This is a genomic window from Halomonas sp. DP5Y7-2, from assembly GCF_019802025.1.
GTDB classification, from domain to species: Bacteria; Pseudomonadota; Gammaproteobacteria; order Pseudomonadales; family Halomonadaceae; genus Halomonas; species Halomonas litopenaei_A.
The window spans coordinates 615,115-630,961 of record NZ_JAHVHY010000003.1; the positions used below are offsets into that span (position 1 = coordinate 615,115).

At 62.0% G+C, this 15,847-nt stretch carries 15 protein-coding genes; 10 read left to right on the forward strand and 5 right to left on the reverse strand.

Annotation, left to right across the window (positions count from 1 at the left end; genetic code table 11):
• Window positions 1–148 precede the first annotated feature (148 nt).
• The 4 genes from grpE (at window position 149) to KUW18_RS06375 (ending at window position 5,220) form a co-directional block, all read left to right on the forward strand.
• Window positions 149–793: a nucleotide exchange factor GrpE gene (gene grpE / locus KUW18_RS06360; RefSeq protein WP_222162151.1), complete on the forward strand. Its 645-nt coding sequence runs from the start codon at window positions 149–151 to the stop codon at window positions 791–793.
• 151 nt (window positions 794–944) lie between these two features.
• Window positions 945–2,876 carry a molecular chaperone DnaK gene (dnaK, locus tag KUW18_RS06365; RefSeq protein ID WP_206942450.1) on the forward strand — a complete coding sequence of 644 codons (1,932 nt, stop codon included), beginning with the start codon at window positions 945–947 and terminating at the stop codon, window positions 2,874–2,876.
• 90 nt (window positions 2,877–2,966) lie between these two features.
• Window positions 2,967–4,103 (forward strand): molecular chaperone DnaJ, encoded by a 1,137-nt coding sequence (dnaJ, locus tag KUW18_RS06370; RefSeq protein ID WP_206942452.1) that lies wholly within the window; start codon window positions 2,967–2,969, stop codon window positions 4,101–4,103.
• 205 nt (window positions 4,104–4,308) lie between these two features.
• Window positions 4,309–5,220 carry a DMT family transporter gene (locus KUW18_RS06375; protein WP_222561012.1) on the forward strand — a complete coding sequence of 304 codons (912 nt, stop codon included), beginning with the start codon at window positions 4,309–4,311 and terminating at the stop codon, window positions 5,218–5,220.
• A 26-nt stretch (window positions 5,221–5,246) separates the two neighbouring features.
• Here KUW18_RS06375 and KUW18_RS06380 read toward each other — a convergent pair whose 3' ends face one another.
• Genes KUW18_RS06380 through KUW18_RS06390 form a run of 3 tightly spaced genes read right to left on the reverse strand, consistent with a single transcriptional unit; the run spans window position 5,247 to window position 8,159 of the window.
• Window positions 5,247–5,996: an ABC transporter ATP-binding protein gene (locus KUW18_RS06380; RefSeq protein ID WP_206942456.1), complete on the reverse strand. Its 750-nt coding sequence runs from the start codon at window positions 5,994–5,996 to the stop codon at window positions 5,247–5,249.
• Window positions 5,990–7,057 (reverse strand): FecCD family ABC transporter permease, encoded by a 1,068-nt coding sequence (locus KUW18_RS06385; RefSeq protein ID WP_206942458.1) that lies wholly within the window; start codon window positions 7,055–7,057, stop codon window positions 5,990–5,992. Before KUW18_RS06385 ends, KUW18_RS06380 begins: the two co-directional genes overlap by 7 nt.
• Window positions 7,047–8,159, reverse strand: coding sequence for an ABC transporter substrate-binding protein (locus KUW18_RS06390; RefSeq protein ID WP_409995512.1), 1,113 nt, complete (start codon window positions 8,157–8,159; stop codon window positions 7,047–7,049). The genes KUW18_RS06385 and KUW18_RS06390 overlap by 11 nt, the downstream gene beginning before the upstream one ends.
• 183 nt (window positions 8,160–8,342) lie before the next feature.
• Here KUW18_RS06390 and KUW18_RS06395 point away from each other — a divergent pair, with 183 nt between their 5' ends.
• Window positions 8,343–8,615, forward strand: a complete 273-nt coding sequence (locus tag KUW18_RS06395; RefSeq protein WP_206942460.1) for a DUF2218 domain-containing protein — start codon at window positions 8,343–8,345, stop codon at window positions 8,613–8,615.
• Between the two features lie 4 nt (window positions 8,616–8,619).
• Here the strand turns inward: KUW18_RS06395 and corA are convergent, their stop codons facing one another.
• Entirely contained in the window at window positions 8,620–9,585 is a 966-nt protein-coding gene (gene corA / locus KUW18_RS06400; RefSeq protein ID WP_222162150.1) for a magnesium/cobalt transporter CorA, read from the reverse strand.
• Between the two features lie 350 nt (window positions 9,586–9,935).
• On the opposite strand from corA, the gene KUW18_RS06405 reads away from it, so the two are divergent.
• The 3 genes from KUW18_RS06405 to KUW18_RS06415 all read left to right on the forward strand — a co-directional run bounded on the left by KUW18_RS06405 (window position 9,936) and on the right by KUW18_RS06415 (window position 12,337).
• Window positions 9,936–10,361, forward strand: coding sequence for a MarR family winged helix-turn-helix transcriptional regulator (locus KUW18_RS06405; protein WP_222561013.1), 426 nt, complete (start codon window positions 9,936–9,938; stop codon window positions 10,359–10,361).
• A complete protein-coding gene (locus KUW18_RS06410) occupies window positions 10,358–11,332 on the forward strand; it encodes a DMT family transporter (RefSeq protein ID WP_261396435.1) in 975 nt (324 codons plus the stop codon). The genes KUW18_RS06405 and KUW18_RS06410 overlap by 4 nt, the downstream gene beginning before the upstream one ends.
• A 246-nt stretch (window positions 11,333–11,578) precedes the next feature.
• Window positions 11,579–12,337 (forward strand): class I SAM-dependent methyltransferase, encoded by a 759-nt coding sequence (locus tag KUW18_RS06415; RefSeq protein WP_206942465.1) that lies wholly within the window; start codon window positions 11,579–11,581, stop codon window positions 12,335–12,337.
• On the opposite strand, the gene KUW18_RS06420 is transcribed toward KUW18_RS06415, so the two are convergent.
• Entirely contained in the window at window positions 12,306–13,412 is a 1,107-nt protein-coding gene (locus tag KUW18_RS06420) for an esterase-like activity of phytase family protein (RefSeq protein ID WP_206942466.1), read from the reverse strand. The two genes, KUW18_RS06415 and KUW18_RS06420, sit on opposite strands and share 32 nt — an antisense overlap.
• Window positions 13,413–13,511: 99 nt before the next feature.
• Between KUW18_RS06420 and dapB the strand changes: the two genes are divergently transcribed.
• Window positions 13,512–14,330, forward strand: a complete 819-nt coding sequence (gene dapB / locus KUW18_RS06425) for a 4-hydroxy-tetrahydrodipicolinate reductase (RefSeq protein ID WP_206942468.1) — start codon at window positions 13,512–13,514, stop codon at window positions 14,328–14,330.
• Window positions 14,331–14,697: 367 nt separating this feature from the next.
• Entirely contained in the window at window positions 14,698–15,843 is a 1,146-nt protein-coding gene (gene carA, locus KUW18_RS06430; protein ID WP_206942479.1) for a glutamine-hydrolyzing carbamoyl-phosphate synthase small subunit, read from the forward strand.
• The last annotated feature ends 4 nt before the right edge of the window (window positions 15,844–15,847 follow it).

Below are 15,847 nucleotides of genomic sequence, written 5' to 3' on the forward strand. Positions count from 1 at the left end.
CCTTCGGGGCCCTTGAGATTGTCCTGGCCAGCCCCATATATCCCTGCAGTTTGCGGCCGAGGGAAGCAGGCGATGTCACGCTTCCTTGCGGTCAATCACTTTACAGGCGGTGCCACCGCGATTGTTGGAATGCTTCAGGAGGCTGCACATGGCCAAAGATCCCCAGACCCCGCTGGATGACGAACTCGCACGCCAGGAACAGGAAGGCGATCCGCAGCAGTCTGCAGAGACTGCCGAAGCGATCGAAGGCGAGTTGGATGACATCATCGACTTGGCTGAGGATGACGCCCAGGGCGACGCCGTGGAAGGCAGTGACAATCCTGAGGCTGAGGTGCTGGCCGCACGGGTCGAAGAGCTCGAGCAGAGCGTGGCCGATGCCAAGGATCAGGCGCTGCGTGCAGCGGCAGAGGCGCAGAACGTTCGCCGCCGTGCAGAAGCCGAGGCTGAAAAGGCCCGCAAGTTCGCGCTGGAGAAGTTCATCAAGGACCTTCTGCCGGTGGTAGATAGTCTCGAGAAAGCCCTTGAGGCCATGGGCGAAGATGCCTCTGAAGCGCATCGCGAAGGGGTTTCCATGACCCTCAAGATGCAGCTCGACGTGCTGGGCAAGTTTGGTGTCGACATTGTCGAACCCCATGGCGAGCCGTTTGATCCGCAGTTCCACGAGGCCATGGCCATGGTGCCCAACCCCGAACTTGAGCCCAACACCGTCATGGACGTGATGCAAAAGGGGTATGTGCTCAACGGCAGACTGGTGCGCCCGGCCATGGTGGTCGTCAGCCAGGCCGCCGGCTAAGCCGGACGCCCGAAAACGTTAAGGGTTGTCGCGCCGGAAAGCGGATGGGGACTTGAAAACGGCGATAACGCCCCCCAGATAGTCGGCAACCCCGCGGTTAACGCCGCAACACGAACTTTAGTTACGCAATACACGAATTCGAGGATTTCCTATGGGACGCATCATCGGCATTGACCTTGGTACCACTAACTCTTGTGTGGCCGTGCTCGACGGCGACAGCGCCAAGGTAATCGAAAACGCAGAAGGCGCACGCACCACTCCGTCCATCATCGCCTACACCGATGATGGCGAGACTCTGGTGGGGCAGGCGGCCAAGCGTCAGGCGGTGACCAACCCGGAAAACACCCTGTACGCGATCAAGCGTCTGATTGGCCGTCGTTTCAAGGACGACGTTGTCCAGAAGGACATTAAGATGGTGCCGTACACCATCGCCGAAGCCGACAACGGTGACGCCTGGGTCGAGGTGAAGGGCAAGAAGCTTGCGCCGCCCCAGGTCAGCGCTGAAGTGCTGAAGAAGATGAAGAAGACCGCCGAGGACTATCTGGGCGAAGCCGTGACCGAGGCGGTCATCACCGTGCCGGCCTACTTCAATGACAGCCAGCGTCAGGCTACCAAGGACGCCGGCCGCATTGCCGGTCTGGAAGTGAAGCGCATCATCAACGAGCCGACCGCTGCTGCCCTGGCCTACGGCATGGACAAGTCGCGCGGTGACAAGACCATCGCGGTCTATGACCTGGGTGGCGGTACCTTCGATATCTCCATCATCGAAGTGGCTGACGTCGACGGCGAAACCCAGTTCGAAGTGCTCGCCACCAACGGCGATACCTTCCTGGGTGGTGAGGACTTTGACCTCAAGCTGATCAACTACCTGGTCGATCAGTTCAAGGCCGACAGCGGTATCGACCTGTCCGGGGACAACCTGGCGATGCAGCGCCTGAAGGAAGCTGCCGAGAAGGCCAAGATCGAGCTGTCCAGCGCGCAGCAGACAGACGTCAACCTGCCTTACATCACCGCTGACAACACTGGCCCGAAGCACCTCAACGTCAAGGTGACCCGCGCCAAGCTCGAGTCACTGGTGGAAGAGCTGGTCAGCCGTTCGCTGGCACCGTGCAAGACCGCTCTGTCGGACGCTGGCCTGTCTGCCTCCGAGATCGACGACGTGATCCTGGTCGGTGGCCAGACCCGCATGCCGATGGTGCAGTCCAAGGTGGCCGAGTTCTTTGGCAAGGACGCTCGCAAGGACGTCAACCCGGACGAGGCCGTGGCCGTGGGTGCTGCGATTCAGGGTGGCGTGCTTGGCGGTGACGTCAAGGACGTGCTGCTGCTCGACGTGACGCCGCTGACCCTGGGCATCGAGACCCTGGGTGGCGTGATGACGGCGCTGATCGAGAAGAACACCACCATTCCGACCAAGAAGACCCAGGTGTTCTCGACTGCCGATGACAACCAGACAGCCGTGACCATTCACGTGCTGCAGGGTGAGCGCAAGCAGTCCAGCGGCAACAAGTCACTCGGCCGCTTCGACCTGTCCGATATTCCGCCGGCACCGCGTGGCGTACCGCAGATCGAAGTCGCCTTCGACCTGGATGCCAACGGTATCCTCAATGTGTCCGCCAAGGACAAGGCGACCGGCAAGGAGCAGTCCATCGTCATCAAGGCCTCCAGCGGCCTGTCCGATGACGAGATCGAGCAGATGGTCCGCGATGCGGAGGCCCATGCCGATGAGGACAAGAAGTTCGAAGAACTGGTCGCACTGCGCAACCAGGCCGATGGCATGATCCACGCCTCGCGCAAGACCCTCGAGGAAGCCGGTGACAAGGCGTCCGAGGAAGAGAAGCAGGCTATCGAGAGCGCCATCAAGGAACTCGAAGAAGCCCTGCAAGGCGATGACAAGGACGCCATCCAGGCCAAGCTTGATGCCTTGACCGAGGCCTCCGGCAACCTGGCGCAGAAGATGTACGCCGAGCAGGCAGATGCCGGCCAGCAGGCGGGCGACGCCGAGGCAGGCGCTGGCGCCAAGAAGGAAGATGACGTGGTCGACGCCGAGTATGAAGAAGTCAACGACGACCAGAAAAAGCAGTAACCACGACATCTGAACCTCGGATGACACCAGCGCGGGAGCCTGCCTCCCGCGTTGGTGTTGCTGAGGATCGCTACGGAGGCGGACAGACCCATGTCCAAGCGAGACTACTACGAGGTACTGGGTGTCGAGCGCGGTGCCGATCAGAAGGACATCAAGAAGGCCTATCGGCGGCTGGCACAGAAGTACCACCCGGACCGCAACCCGGACGATGACACCTCGGCGGAGAAATTCCGTGAAGTGTCCGAGGCCTACGAGGTACTGACCGACAGCGAGAAGCGCGCGGCCTATGACCAGTTCGGCCATGCCGGCGTCGACGGTCAGGGCGGTGGTGGCTTCGGCGGCGCCGGGGCTGGCGGCTTCAGCGATATCTTCGGGGATGTCTTCGGTGACATCTTTGGCGGTGGCGGCGGTCGTCGCAACCCCAACGCCCCGCAGCGCGGCAGCGATCTGCGCTACAACCTGGAGCTCGACCTCGAAAGTGCCGTGGCCGGTACCAGTGTGGACATTCGCGTGCCTCGCCACGTCGAGTGTGAGCGCTGTGACGGTGATGGTGCGGAGCCCGGCTCCACCAAGGAGACCTGCCCCACCTGTCACGGTCATGGTCAGGTACGCATGCAGCAGGGCTTCTTTGCCGTGCAGCAGACGTGTCCGACCTGTCATGGCAGCGGCCAGCACATCAAGGTGCCGTGCCACAAGTGCCATGGCGAAGGGCGCGTGCGCGAGACCCGCACCCTGTCGGTCAAGATTCCGGCTGGCGTCGATTCCGGTGATCGCATTCGCCTCAACGGTGAGGGCGAGGCTGGGGTCAACGGTGGCCCGCCTGGCGATCTGTACGTGCAGGTGGCGATCAAGCCGCACCATATCTTCGAACGGGATGGCCGTCACCTGCAGTGTGAAGTGCCGATCAACTTTGTTGATGCGGCCCTTGGTGGAGAGCTGGAAGTGCCCACTCTGGATGGGCGCGTCAAGCTGAAGATTCCGGCAGAAACCCAGACAGGCAAGCTGTTCCGGTTGCGTGGCAAGGGGGTCAAGCCGGTTCGCGGAGGCCCCGCGGGTGACCTGTTGTGCCGCGTGGTGGTGGAAACACCGGTTAATCTCAGCGAAGAGCAGAAAGACCTGCTCCGCAGCTTCCAGGACAGCCTCGGTGGCAGCAATGCCCAGCATTCGCCGAAGAAGTCGAGCTTCTTCGACGGTGTGAAGAAGTTCTTTGAAGATATGAAGCTGTAAGTCGCTGCTGGCCAGCGACCCGGGACTACCCGGGCTGATGTGACCCGCCAACCCCCGGCGCCATGCGCTGGGGGTTGGCGTTTGTCAGACAGGCACAAAAGGACGTGGGGACACATGGACCAGGACATGAGCCAGGGCCTGAATCAGGGCTTAAACCAGCGCTTAAAACAGGGCATGAGCCTGCGCATTCACCAAGGCATAAGCCATGGGTAATCAGGACCGGCCGCTTGCGGGCATTGTGCTGCGGATTGGCTCCGGCCTGCTGTTTGCGGCGATGCTGATTTGCGTGAAATGGGTGAGTGACGACGTGCCGCTGGGACAGGTGGTGTTCTTCCGCTCCGCCTTCGCGCTACTGCCTATCGTGGTGTTCCTGGCCTGGCGTCACGAATTTCCTAAAGGACTGGCCACTCGCCGCCCTGGTGGACACCTGCTGCGTTCCAGTCTTGGCGCTGCGTCGATGTTTGCCACCTTCGCTGCCTTGGCCAGATTACCGGTGGCAGAGGCAACCTTGTTGGCACAGCTCGCCCCCGTGCTGATGGCCATCGGCGGTGTCGTGATGCTGGGGGAGCGCTTCACCCTTCCGCGGGCCTTGTCGCTGATGCTGGCTGTCGCTGGGGTCGCCGTGCTGGTTGTCCCGGATATCGGTGACAGCCACAAGGCCGGCCAGCTATCCGGTTATGCGTTAGGCGTGTTGGGGGCGTCGTTGACGGCTGCTGCGCTGGTGACGGTGCGACGTATCTCGCGCACTGAAGGCGCTGGTGCCATCGCGTTCTATTTCGTGCTGGCGTGCACCCTGGCGGGACTGGCGACGTGGCCATTGGGTTGGGTGGCGCTGCCGACGGAAACGTTGACGCTATTGATCCTGTCGGGACTGTTCGGTGGCGCGGCCCATATCTGCATGACCCTGGCGCTGCGTTTCGCGGAAGTGTCGCGACTGGCGCCCTTTGAATACATTGCGCTGATCTGGCCCGTGTTGGCAGACGTCTGGCTATTTGGCCAGCCGCTATCGTCGGGCTTTCTGCTGGCGCTGCCTCTGATGCTGGGCGGGGCGGCTCTGGCGGCGATGGAAGGGCGCCGCCTAGGCTTTCGCCGCAGGCGCCCTGACACGTTGAAGTAGGCTAGCCGGGCGAATCTAGCACTTCCCTAGATAGCGTCTTCGACAATCAGTTGCGGTACCCCCATGGAGCAGGGTTCAACCCTGGCTCTGACGCGGTAGACCCGCTCCACCAGCTCGCTGGTGACAACGTCTTTGGTGGCACCACATGCGACCAGACGGCCCTGTTCCAGCAGCATGGCCTGGTCGGTGAAGCGTAGTGCCTGTCCCAGGTCGTGAATGGCCACGAGAATGAGCATCTCGCGCTCACTGGCCAGACGCCGCAGGATGGTCAGAAGCCCGACCTGGCGATGCAGGTCCAGCGCAGAGGTGGGTTCATCCAGCAGCAGCACCTCGGGTTCCTGCACCAAGGCTTGTGCCGCATTGACCATCTGGCGTTGGCCACCGCTCAAATCCCCGATATCCCGCTCACTCAGGTCGGCGATGCCGAGCTCCGCCAGGGCTCGTTCGACCTGGGTCAGGTCCTGTGGCTGCACCTTCATGCCGCGCCCTTGCATGCGAGCCAGCAACACCGCTTCATAGACGGTCAGCACTGCGCTGGCGCCGTTGTCCTGGGTCATGTAGGCCATCGGGCGATCTTGCCGCGCGCCTTCCACAATGGCCTGTCCGGATCCCTTAAGTACGCCGAAGACGCGACGAAACAGGGTCGACTTGCCAGCGGCGTTAGGGCCCAGCAGCGCCACGACCTGGCCGCCATGGAAGGTCGGGGTAGTGATCTCGGCAAGAATCTGGCGCCGACCGTAGCGCGCCGAAAGACGATCAAGACGTAGGCTTACCATGAGGCCTTCTTATGGTTGAGCACGAGAAACAGGAAGAAGGGGATTCCCACCAACGAGGTGATGATACCGATGGGTATGACCGTGCCTGGCAGGATCACCTTGGACAGCACTGAGCCAATGGACAGGATCAGGGCGCCACACAAGGCGGATCCTGGCAGGAAGAAGCGTTGATCCTCACCGACCAGCAGGCGGGCGATGTGGGGCCCGACCAGACCGATAAAGCCGATGGTACCGACAAAGGCGACGGAGACCGCTGCCAGCAGGGATACCAGCACCAGCACTTCGAGGCGCAGCCGCCGAGGCTTCAGCCCCATGCTTTCCGCCTTGGTGTCGCCCAGACGCATCGCCGTCAGCGCCCAGCCGTGACGGGCCAGCAGCGGCACCACCAGCAGCAAGACGCCGAGGGCGATCCATAGCTTGGGCCAGGTGGCCTTGGTCAGGCTGCCCATGGTCCAGAAGACGACGGCAGATACCGCTTGCTGGCTGGCAAAGAACTGAATCAGCGCCATCAGGGAGTTGAAGATGAAGACCATGGCGATGCCTAGCAGCACGATGGTCTCGATAGTGACGCCACGCTTGAGGCTAAGCGCATGAATGAGGAACGCCGTGAGCATGGCCATGACAAAGGCGTTGATGGGGATGACGTAGTCCAGTGCTGCCGGGATGATGGCAACGCCGAAGGCCAGCGCCAGGGCCGCGCCAAAGCTGGCACCGGCAGAGATACCCAGGGTGAAGGGGCTGGCCAGAGGATTGCTGAGGATGGTCTGCATCTGGGCGCCGGCAATGGACAGGCTGGCACCGACGACCAGGGCCATCAGCGCGACAGGCATGCGTATTTCCCAGACGATGACCCGCGCCTGTGCCTCGACCTGGTCAGGCGTCAGCAGAGCCGCGACCACCTCGGCGAGCGTGAAGCGGGCTGGCCCCAGTGCCAGGTCGATACATAGGCTGAGTGCCAGGGCTGCCACCAGCGCCGCCAGAATGATCTGGCGGCGCAGGACCAGTGAACGATAGGCGTCGCGACCGCTGTGATCGACGACCGCCGTACTGTCATTGCTCATCCAGAGTGATCCAGTAGCCGGGCTCGTAGTCGGTGGGCAGGAAGCGCTCGTGCAGCTCCTGGAAGGTCGCCTCGGGGTCCAGGTCCTCGAACAGTTCGGGGTGGAGCCACTTGGCCAGTTGCTGTACTGCCACAAAGTAGTAGGGACTGTTGTAGAACTGGTGCCAGATGGCGTGGAACTGACCCTGCTCCACGGCAGTGATGCCGGTCATTGCAGTGCGCTGCGTCAGCCGTTCCAGCTTGGTGCGAGCCGCGTCCATGTCAGCGCCAGGGCCCATGCCAACCCAGTTGCCGCCAGGCACATAGGCATCCCAGTTGCCACCGGTGACCACCACGTGGTCAGGATTGGCGGCAATGATCTGCTCCGGGTTGAGGGTGCCGAAGGTGGTGGGGATGATGCCGTCGGCGATGTTGCTGCCCCCCGCCAGTTCGACGTATTCACCGAAGTTGCCGGGCCCGAAGCTCATGCAGCAGTCATCCGAGTAGCCACCGGCGCGATCGATGAACACGCTGGGCCGCTCGGGATCCGCTTCCGCGATCACATCGGTCACTTTGGCCAGCTGTTCTTCCGAGAAGTCGATGAAGGCCTCGGCCTGTTGCTGCTTGCCGAGCAGCTCGCCCATCAGGCGCATGGAGGGGATCGTATGCGCCAGCGGATCCTCGCGGAAGTCCACGTAGACGATCGGAATGTCGAGCTCTGCCAGCTTGTCATCGTAGCCTGCGTCTTCCGTAGCGGCGCGAGCTTCCAGGTTCATCAGGACCACGTCGGGAGACAGCGAGGCGGCCTGCTCGACGTCAAAGGTGCCGTCCTTGAAGCCGCCGAACGTCGGCAGCTCCAGCAACTCGGGAAACTTCTCGGCGTAGCGGGAGTAGCTGTCCGGGTCGGCCTGGGAGAAGTCTTCACGCCATCCCACCACGCCTGCAAAGGGAGCGTCGGGCTGAAGTGCGCCCAGCAGATAGATCTGGCGGCCTTCGCCAAGAATGACTCGCTCAACCGGGGTCTCGAGGGTGACCTGGCGTCCGGCCACATCCGTGACAGTAGTGGTATCGGCCATGGCGGCCGCAGCCGCGAACGGGGACAGGGCCGCTAGGCCAAACATCATGAAAGGTTTCATCGAGACTGGGTTCTCAGGTGGTGAAGGACGGCCGAGTGCCCTGCATACATGGCTTGGGGCGATCCAGGTGTCTTCCGTCGCAGAAAAGGCAACGCTGCGTTGCCTGACGTGGCGCGTGAGTCGGCGCTATTCTACTGCGACGTATTCGTATTCGTAAAAACGGTGAACAGTATGGTGGATTCCCAGGCTATCGTCGAGACGTCATCCGGGCAGCGCTTGATCAATCGGTTGTGCAAGCACTGGGCGCACAAGCTCGAGGTGGATGCGGCGTCGGGGCGAGTGGTCTTCCCTGGTGGCGAGTGCCTGATGAGCGCGTCAGAGACGCAGCTCAAGGTGGACCTTGAGGCGCAGGACGCGGAGCAGCTGGCACGCTTGCAGGGTGTGGTGGCCAGCCACCTGGAGCGTATGGCCAGCAAGGAGACGCTGAGCATTCACTGGCAGTAAGGTGTCATAGCCAGCCGGCTCGTCGAAAGTGACGATAAAGCGCGCCGCAGCATAGTCCCATGGCCCCCAGTGCCATGGGATAGCCCATGCGCCAGTCCAGTTCTGGCATATGCGTGAAGTTCATTCCCCAGACGCCCGCAAGAATGGTCGCCACGGCGAAAATGGCCGCCCAGGACGCCAGGCGTTTCTGCACCTCTCCTTCGTCGATGGCAATCATGGCCAGGTTGACCTGAATGGCGGTGGTGATTGTCTCGCGGATGGTGTCGACGGCAGCCTCAATGCGATGCAAGTGGTCGTAGACGTCACGAAAGTAATCCTGGGTGCCTTTGCAGAGCGCGGGCACGCGTCCGCCAAATAGATGGGCACTGGCTTCGGCCAGCGGGTTCACCGCATGCTTGACGCACATGATGCTGCGCTTGAGCTGATAGAGACGTTTCAGGCTGGTTCTTGCGTTGCCTTTGACGAACATCTGTTCCTCGATGCTTTCAAGCTCTGCCTCCAGGCTCTCGAGAATCGGAAAATAGCGGTCGACCACCACATCCATCAACGCGTACAGCACGAAGGCCGGCCCCTGTTTGAGGAGTTCTGGCTCTCGCTCGCACCGGTGCCTGACATCGGTAAAACCGCGATGGTGGTGCTGGCGCACCGACAGCACATAGCCAGGTCCCGCGAAGATGGCCAGCTGGCCGAACTGGATCTCCTCCTGTAGCGCCGACATCATCTGGGTCACCACGAACAAGGCATCTCCATACTCTTCCACCTTGGGGCGCTGGTGGCCTGCCAGGGCATCTTCCACCGCCAGTTCGTGAAGCCCGAATACCTCCTGGAAGGTGGCCAGTTCGTCTGCGTCCGGATCATGCAGGGCGACCCACACGAAGCGATGGGGGTGGGCAAGGTGGACGGCCACCTCACTGGCATCAATGTCGCAGAGCCGACGCCCCTCTTCATAGGCTACGCAGTTGATGATCATGGCTACCTCCCCCGTGCGATCGAGATGTCGTTGCTGAAAAGGTAGCTGGTGCTGTCGCTGGTCATCCGTCTTTGCAGTGCGAGGCACAACAACGTGGTGACGGTCCCTTGGCAAAACGGCTTGGACTATCTATCTTTATATAAAGATACTTTGTATAAAGATAGCTGTTCGAGCGGCGAGGGAGAGCGGTCATGACAGAGGCTGAGACAAAGACAGGGCCATCAGGTGGCAACAGAGGCATCGGTCCAGCGGCAGGTTCGGCCAACATTGGTGTTGCGGGCGAAAAAGATGCCATAGACCGTCTTCAGGACGAGTGGCGACGCGCGCTACCTGCCCAGGATCCCGTGGATATGGGGATTTTTACGCGCCTTTACCGAGTGCTGAAGCACGTGGATCGACGAGTGAATGCGGTGTTTCGCGAGCACGGCCTGAAAGAGGGTGAGTTCGACCTGCTCGCCACTCTGTATCGACGTGATGCTCCTGACGGTTTGACACCCAATGAGCTGTGCGAGGCTGTGGTGCTGACCTCAGGGGCCATGACACATCGCCTCGACCGCCTGGTGGAGCGGGGGTTGGTGGAGCGGGTGGCGCATCCCAGCGATCGCCGAAGCGTGCTGGTGAGGCTGAGCGAGGCGGGTAGAGCTATGATCCCCGGCCTGCTCGATGCCTACCTGGAGTCGCTGGCACAGATGCGCTCAGGGCTCGCTGATGAGCAAGCAGATGCCCTGGCCAATGGGCTGCGTCAACTGTTGCTGACATTGGAGGAGCGCCAATGAGCTCGCTAGCCCGGTCTTCCTGGAGGGCTGGCGCCTTGCCTGCCCATCTTGGCATGGTGTTGTGGGCCTTGCTGGTGGGGCTGTCATTCCCGGCCGTCGGGTTGCTCAGTCAAGGACTGCCGCCGCTTGCGCTGACATCGTTACGCTTCGTGATTGCAGCGGCTGCGGTGTTGCCGCTGGTGTGGCGGGCGCCAGGCCTTTGCCCCAGTCGTCCCGGGCTGCTGCTGTATGGGCTGATGGGGCTGTGTCTGGCAGGTTTCTTCGGCGCCATGTTCTGGGTGGCGCACCTGACCAGTGCCCTGTCCATGGCCACCTTGTTCGTGAGCGTGCCGCTGCTGGCGTACACCCTCGGGCGACTGGTCGGCGTCGAGGATCCTGCGCTATCGCTGCTGGGGCTGCTGCTGCTGGGGGCGGCAGGCGCCATCGCGCTGGCGTGGGCCGAGGCAGGGGGGGCCTTTGCCAATATGCGCCTAGGCACGGGGGAGCTGGTCTTCTTCCTGGGCTGCATCGCCTCTGCGCTGTATCCGGTGCTGTCGAAACTGGGCTTGGCCAGAGGTTGGCTGTCGCCCCATGCGGGGGTGCGAACGCTGTGGAGCCTGGTGCTGGGGGCGCTGCTGATCGGCATGCTGGGTGTCGCGGCCGGGGATTCGACCGCCTTGCTAAAGATGACCTCCAGAGATCTCGGGATCTTGGTGTATCTTGGTCTGTTCTCCAGTGGCATGACGTTCTGGCTGCAGCAGTATGCTACGGCCACGCTGACTCCAGCAGGGGTCACTGCCTATGGCTATCTCGTGCCGTTTGTCTCGATGTGGCTGCTATTCGTGCAGATGCCGACGCGCATATCCTGGCTGTGGTTGCCTGGGAGTGTGCTGGTCGTTGCCGCCATTGTGCTGCTGTTGCGGCGGGACATGCGCCAACGGCGCCACGCAGTGCCCAGGACGGATGCGGAGCCGGGATGTCGAATGGGGTAAGTACACTTCGATTATTGTGCGGTAATGCGCAAATCTAGCTTTTGTGTTTCTGTGTATCTAAATGTGACGTGACGTTATCTCTGGCGGGCGGTAAAAGGTGGCTCATCGGCGGTTTTGGCCATGGAGCTCGTCATGTCAGGTATTTGTTCTTCTTCCTTTAAAAACCGACAGCCAGAGCAAGGCCCAGCCACTGACTCAGAGTCATTTGCACCCTCTTCTTCCGTGGCTGATGCGGGTGGGCTAGCCATGGCGTCATCTGGCGACGGTTTTTCCGACGCCTTGGCCGAGCGCTACGACCAGCTGGCTCAAGATCCCCGCTACTGTATTTTTACCGGGTCGGTGCTGCACTACCTGGGGCTGGAGGAAGGGGTTGTCGGCAAGCGGGTGCTCGATGTGGGGTGTGGCAACGGCGACCTGGCGGCAGATATGCGTCGTCAGGGTGCGAGTGAGGTGGTGGGCGTCGATATCAGCCCCGCGCAGATAGCCCTGGCCAGACAGCGCCATGGTGGGCTCGGCACGACGTTCCGTGTGGAGGATGCCTATCAGCCGCTAGCCCTGCCCGAGGCGCCCTTCGATACCCTGGTCAGCGTCTTTGCCTTTCATTTCATTCAGGATCCAGAGCAGTTGGCTCGTGCGTGTCGCAATCTCTTCGAGGCGCTGAAGCCTGGCGGCCTGCTGGTGTGGCTGGATATCACCCATGACTATGTGTTCGATCCAGAGCGAATGGCGCGGCTGGAAGCCTTGACCAGCTATCGCTATGACCCTGGGGTGGCGCCGGGGCAGCGTCCGGCTCCCTGGAGTCGCGTGGCGGGTCAGGTGCGCTCGGGGTCTGCCTGGTTGCCGGTGGACCATGTAGCCATTCCCGGCAGAACCGTGGTCGAAACGCTGCAACGCGTGGGCTTTTCGCAGGTCCGGCGCGAGCCGTTGCGATTTCCTGATGCCGAGTCAGCTTGGTTGTGGGGGCCAGAGGGCTTCAATCATCACCTGCTGGTGGCCCGTCGCTAGACATTGGTGGTCCCGCTGGAAGGGGTGTGTCAGCGAGGTCCTGCCGCAGGCGGAAGCAGCTCAGCAGATTGCGCTGAAGTGCACTGAAGTTGTCGTCGCTGACCATCAGGATGCTGCCTTCTGGCAGGCTTGCCAGTCCTTCCATGTTGTCGATTCGCCAGCCGTCTCCTGCAGACAGGCTGGCAAGACGTGTGACGTCGACGGTTGGGGGTTGGTGCAGTTCGACCAGGCTCAGGGTGATGGTCAGAGGGTGTGGTGGGGAGAACGCCCGCTCCAGGGCCAGCAGACGGGGCGAGCGAGTGCTGGCAGCGTCTTCGAGTGTCAGTAGCTCTGTCAGTGCGCTGCCAGGTGCCGATGCCAAGGGGTAGTGCCAGCGGGTGACCGGTGTGTCGTCGCCGGGCAGGCTGAACAGCAGCGTATGGCGGCTTGAGACGTCGTCGGAGGGAGGCTGTGGCATGTCGGTCGGTGGGGCTTCCAGTCCCGCGACCAGACCAAGGCCGGGCACCCAGGCAAGCGCCTCCAGGCTCTGGTTGTCAGCAGCGCTGGCCGTCAAAGGGGAGCGTATGATCCGTCCGCTTGATACCCCCGTGGTGGTGAAGCCTTCGACACGGTGATCCTGTTCAAAGCCCACCAGCAGCTGCGTATTGCCTGCAACGTTGTCGCGATCATTTATCAGGACCAGGGACTCGGCGTCTGCCGCCTTGCCTTCCAGGCGGCGACCGTCTCGGTCCGTCAGTCGGTGGCTCGATAGCGCCGTGAGGTCAACCAGCCTGCCATTACGAAATACGGGAATCGCCTGGTGCAGGCGTCCACGATCCGATAGCAGATACAGGCGCTGTTCATCGTTGTCCCAGGCCATGGCGGACAGCCCGCCGAGGGGCACCGGCGCGACATCATCAAGCGGCTGCCATTCGCCGGGTAGCGCCAGGGTGCCGCAGAACTCGAGCGCTGCCGGCGCGGGGGCATCACCCTGAAGGTTGGCTGAGGCGACCTGGGTAGTGCAGCCGCTGAGCCACGACGACAGGATGATCAGTCCGATGGCCAGGCAGTGTGGGGGCAAGGGCTTGGGCAACATGGAGGCCTCATTGAAGCGTGGGCAAGGCATTGTGGTGTGGCATTGGTATACTGCGCCAAGTTTCTTGCAGTTTTATCATTGGTCAGCGCTGGAGTTTGCATGAGTTCAACCGCCCCTCGTATTGCTATTGTCGGCGTCGCCGGTCGCATGGGTCGCACCCTGGTCAACGCCGTCGCCCAGGATGAAGCGGCTTCTCTCGCCGGTGGTATCGTTGAGCCGGGCAGTTCGCTGACGAACGCAGACCTGGGAGAGCTCGCGGGTATCGGTCGGCTGGAGGTGACTGCGGTCGATTCCCTGGACGCTATCGTCGATGATTTTGACGTCTTGATCGACTTCACCGCGCCAAAGGTGACGCTGGCCAACCTGGCGTTCTGCGCCCAGCATGGCAAGGCGATCGTGATTGGCACCACGGGCTTGTCCGATGACGAGCTGGCCGAGCTCGACAGCTATCGCGACCGGGTCGCCATGGTGTTTGCGCCCAACATGAGTGTCGGTGTGAATCTGACGCTGAAGTTGCTGGAAACCGCGGCGAAGGCGCTTGGCGATGAAGGTTACGACATCGAAGTGATCGAGTCCCATCATCGACACAAGGTGGATGCCCCCTCCGGCACGGCGCTGCGCATGGGCGAGGTGGTTGCCGCCGCTCTGGATCGTGATCTCAAGGAGCACGGTGTATTCGAGCGCGTCGGCCAGTGCGGCCCCCGTGATGCCAAGGAGATTGGCTTCGCTACCGTGCGTGCAGGGGATATCGTCGGTGAGCACACCGTTATGTTTGCGACGGAAGGTGAGCGCATCGAGATTACCCACAAGGCGTCTAGCCGCATGACCTTTGCCCGCGGTGCTGTGCGCGCTGCGCGCTGGGTGGCCGGGCGCGATGCCGGACGCTATGGCATGAACGATGTGCTGGGGCTTGAGTAAGTCTGTCTGGTCGCAACGTTCGGTGGCAAAGGCTGCCGGGGGTTGATGCGTGAACGGGGGTAGTCAGATACCTCTGAATGCTGTAACATTCCAAAAATTTTGGCCGAGCCGGGCATGAAAGTGCCGCCCAGAAAGCGCATTTAACGACGCTTGCTGGCGTAGTGTGGCGGCCGTGCATTCCGAGCGAATGACAACAAGCGGGATGAAACCGGTCAAACACCGGGTTTCGTCCCGCTTTTTTACGGCCCGGCCCCTCGTGTGCTTGTCATGCGGCGGGCCGGGTCGGTGCCGAATGGCCTGGCGACAGGCTGTCACGGGCGGTGGCAGCGGTCGTGGATACCTTGACGAGCTTTGGGAGGACGTAGCGTTGAACAAACCCGCAATATTGGCCCTGGAAGATGGCAGCGTATTCCACGGCACGGCCATTGGTGCAGACGGGCAGACCAGTGGCGAAGTGGTGTTCAATACGGCCATGACCGGCTATCAGGAAATTCTCACCGACCCTTCCTACTCTCGACAGATCGTCACGCTGACCTACCCTCATATTGGCAATACCGGCATCAATCCCGAAGACATCGAGTCTTCCAGCATCGCCGCCGCGGGCCTCGTCATCCGCGACCTCCCGTTGGTTGCCAGTAACTTCCGCTCCACCCAGAGCCTGTCCGATTATCTCGCCAGTCAGAATGTCGTCGGTATCGCAGATATCGATACGCGCCGCCTGACGCGCATTCTGCGCGACAAGGGGGCCCAGAATGGCGCCATCTTGGCGGGCAGCGAGGCCGAGGGCGATGACGCCGTAGCGCGCGCGCTGGAAGCCGCGCGTGCCTTCCCGGGGCTCAAGGGCATGGATCTGGCGAAGGTGGTGTCCTGTAGCGAAGCGTACGAATGGAATGAAGGCGAATGGCAGCTGGGCGAAGGCTACGTTAACGCTGCTGCCGGCGAGCGCCCCTTCCATGTGGTGGCCTACGACTATGGGGTCAAGTTCAACATTCTGCGTATGCTGGCCAGCCGCGGGTGCAAGTTGACGGTGGTGCCGGCGCAGACGCCAGCGGCTGAGGTGCTGGCGATGAAGCCCGATGGCGTGTTCCTGTCCAACGGCCCCGGCGACCCCGAGCCCTGTGACTATGCCATTGAGGCAATCCGCGAGATTCTGACCACCCAGGTGCCTGTCTTTGGTATCTGTCTGGGTCACCAGCTGCTGGCGCTGGCCAGTGGGGCAGCCACGGTCAAGATGAATCATGGTCATCACGGTGCCAACCACCCGGTGCAGGATCTCGATTCCGGGCATGTGATGATCACCAGTCAGAACCACGGCTTTGCCGCCGACGAGACATCGCTTCCGGACACCCTGCGAGCGACCCACCGCTCCCTGTTTGACGGCACCTTGCAAGGTATCGAGCGTACCGATTGCCCGGCCTTCAGCTTCCAGGGTCACCCCGAGGCGAGCCCAGGCCCCCGCGATGTGGCGCCGCTGTTCGACCGCTTCATCGACATGATGCAAAGCCGTCGTTAAGGCG

What these genes read in the sequence shown, in the direction of transcription:
- KUW18_RS06385 (WP_206942458.1), bottom strand. Translation starts at nt 7,057, where the DNA reads ATGAGCAATGACAGTACGGCGGTCGTCGATCACAGCGGTCGCGACGCC.
- grpE (WP_222162151.1), top strand. Translation starts at nt 149, where the DNA reads ATGGCCAAAGATCCCCAGACCCCGCTGGATGACGAACTCGCACGCCAG.
- KUW18_RS06420 (WP_206942466.1), bottom strand. Translation starts at nt 13,412, where the DNA reads ATGTTGCCCAAGCCCTTGCCCCCACACTGCCTGGCCATCGGACTGATC.
- dapB (WP_206942468.1), top strand. Translation starts at nt 13,512, where the DNA reads ATGAGTTCAACCGCCCCTCGTATTGCTATTGTCGGCGTCGCCGGTCGC.
- KUW18_RS06395 (WP_206942460.1), top strand. Translation starts at nt 8,343, where the DNA reads ATGGTGGATTCCCAGGCTATCGTCGAGACGTCATCCGGGCAGCGCTTG.
- KUW18_RS06380 (WP_206942456.1), bottom strand. Translation starts at nt 5,996, where the DNA reads ATGGTAAGCCTACGTCTTGATCGTCTTTCGGCGCGCTACGGTCGGCGC.
- KUW18_RS06405 (WP_222561013.1), top strand. Translation starts at nt 9,936, where the DNA reads ATGGGGATTTTTACGCGCCTTTACCGAGTGCTGAAGCACGTGGATCGA.
- KUW18_RS06375 (WP_222561012.1), top strand. Translation starts at nt 4,309, where the DNA reads ATGGGTAATCAGGACCGGCCGCTTGCGGGCATTGTGCTGCGGATTGGC.
- dnaJ (WP_206942452.1), top strand. Translation starts at nt 2,967, where the DNA reads ATGTCCAAGCGAGACTACTACGAGGTACTGGGTGTCGAGCGCGGTGCC.
- KUW18_RS06410 (WP_261396435.1), top strand. Translation starts at nt 10,358, where the DNA reads ATGAGCTCGCTAGCCCGGTCTTCCTGGAGGGCTGGCGCCTTGCCTGCC.
- corA (WP_222162150.1), bottom strand. Translation starts at nt 9,585, where the DNA reads ATGATCATCAACTGCGTAGCCTATGAAGAGGGGCGTCGGCTCTGCGAC.
- KUW18_RS06415 (WP_206942465.1), top strand. Translation starts at nt 11,579, where the DNA reads ATGGCGTCATCTGGCGACGGTTTTTCCGACGCCTTGGCCGAGCGCTAC.
- dnaK (WP_206942450.1), top strand. Translation starts at nt 945, where the DNA reads ATGGGACGCATCATCGGCATTGACCTTGGTACCACTAACTCTTGTGTG.
- KUW18_RS06390 (WP_409995512.1), bottom strand. Translation starts at nt 8,159, where the DNA reads ATGATGTTTGGCCTAGCGGCCCTGTCCCCGTTCGCGGCTGCGGCCGCC.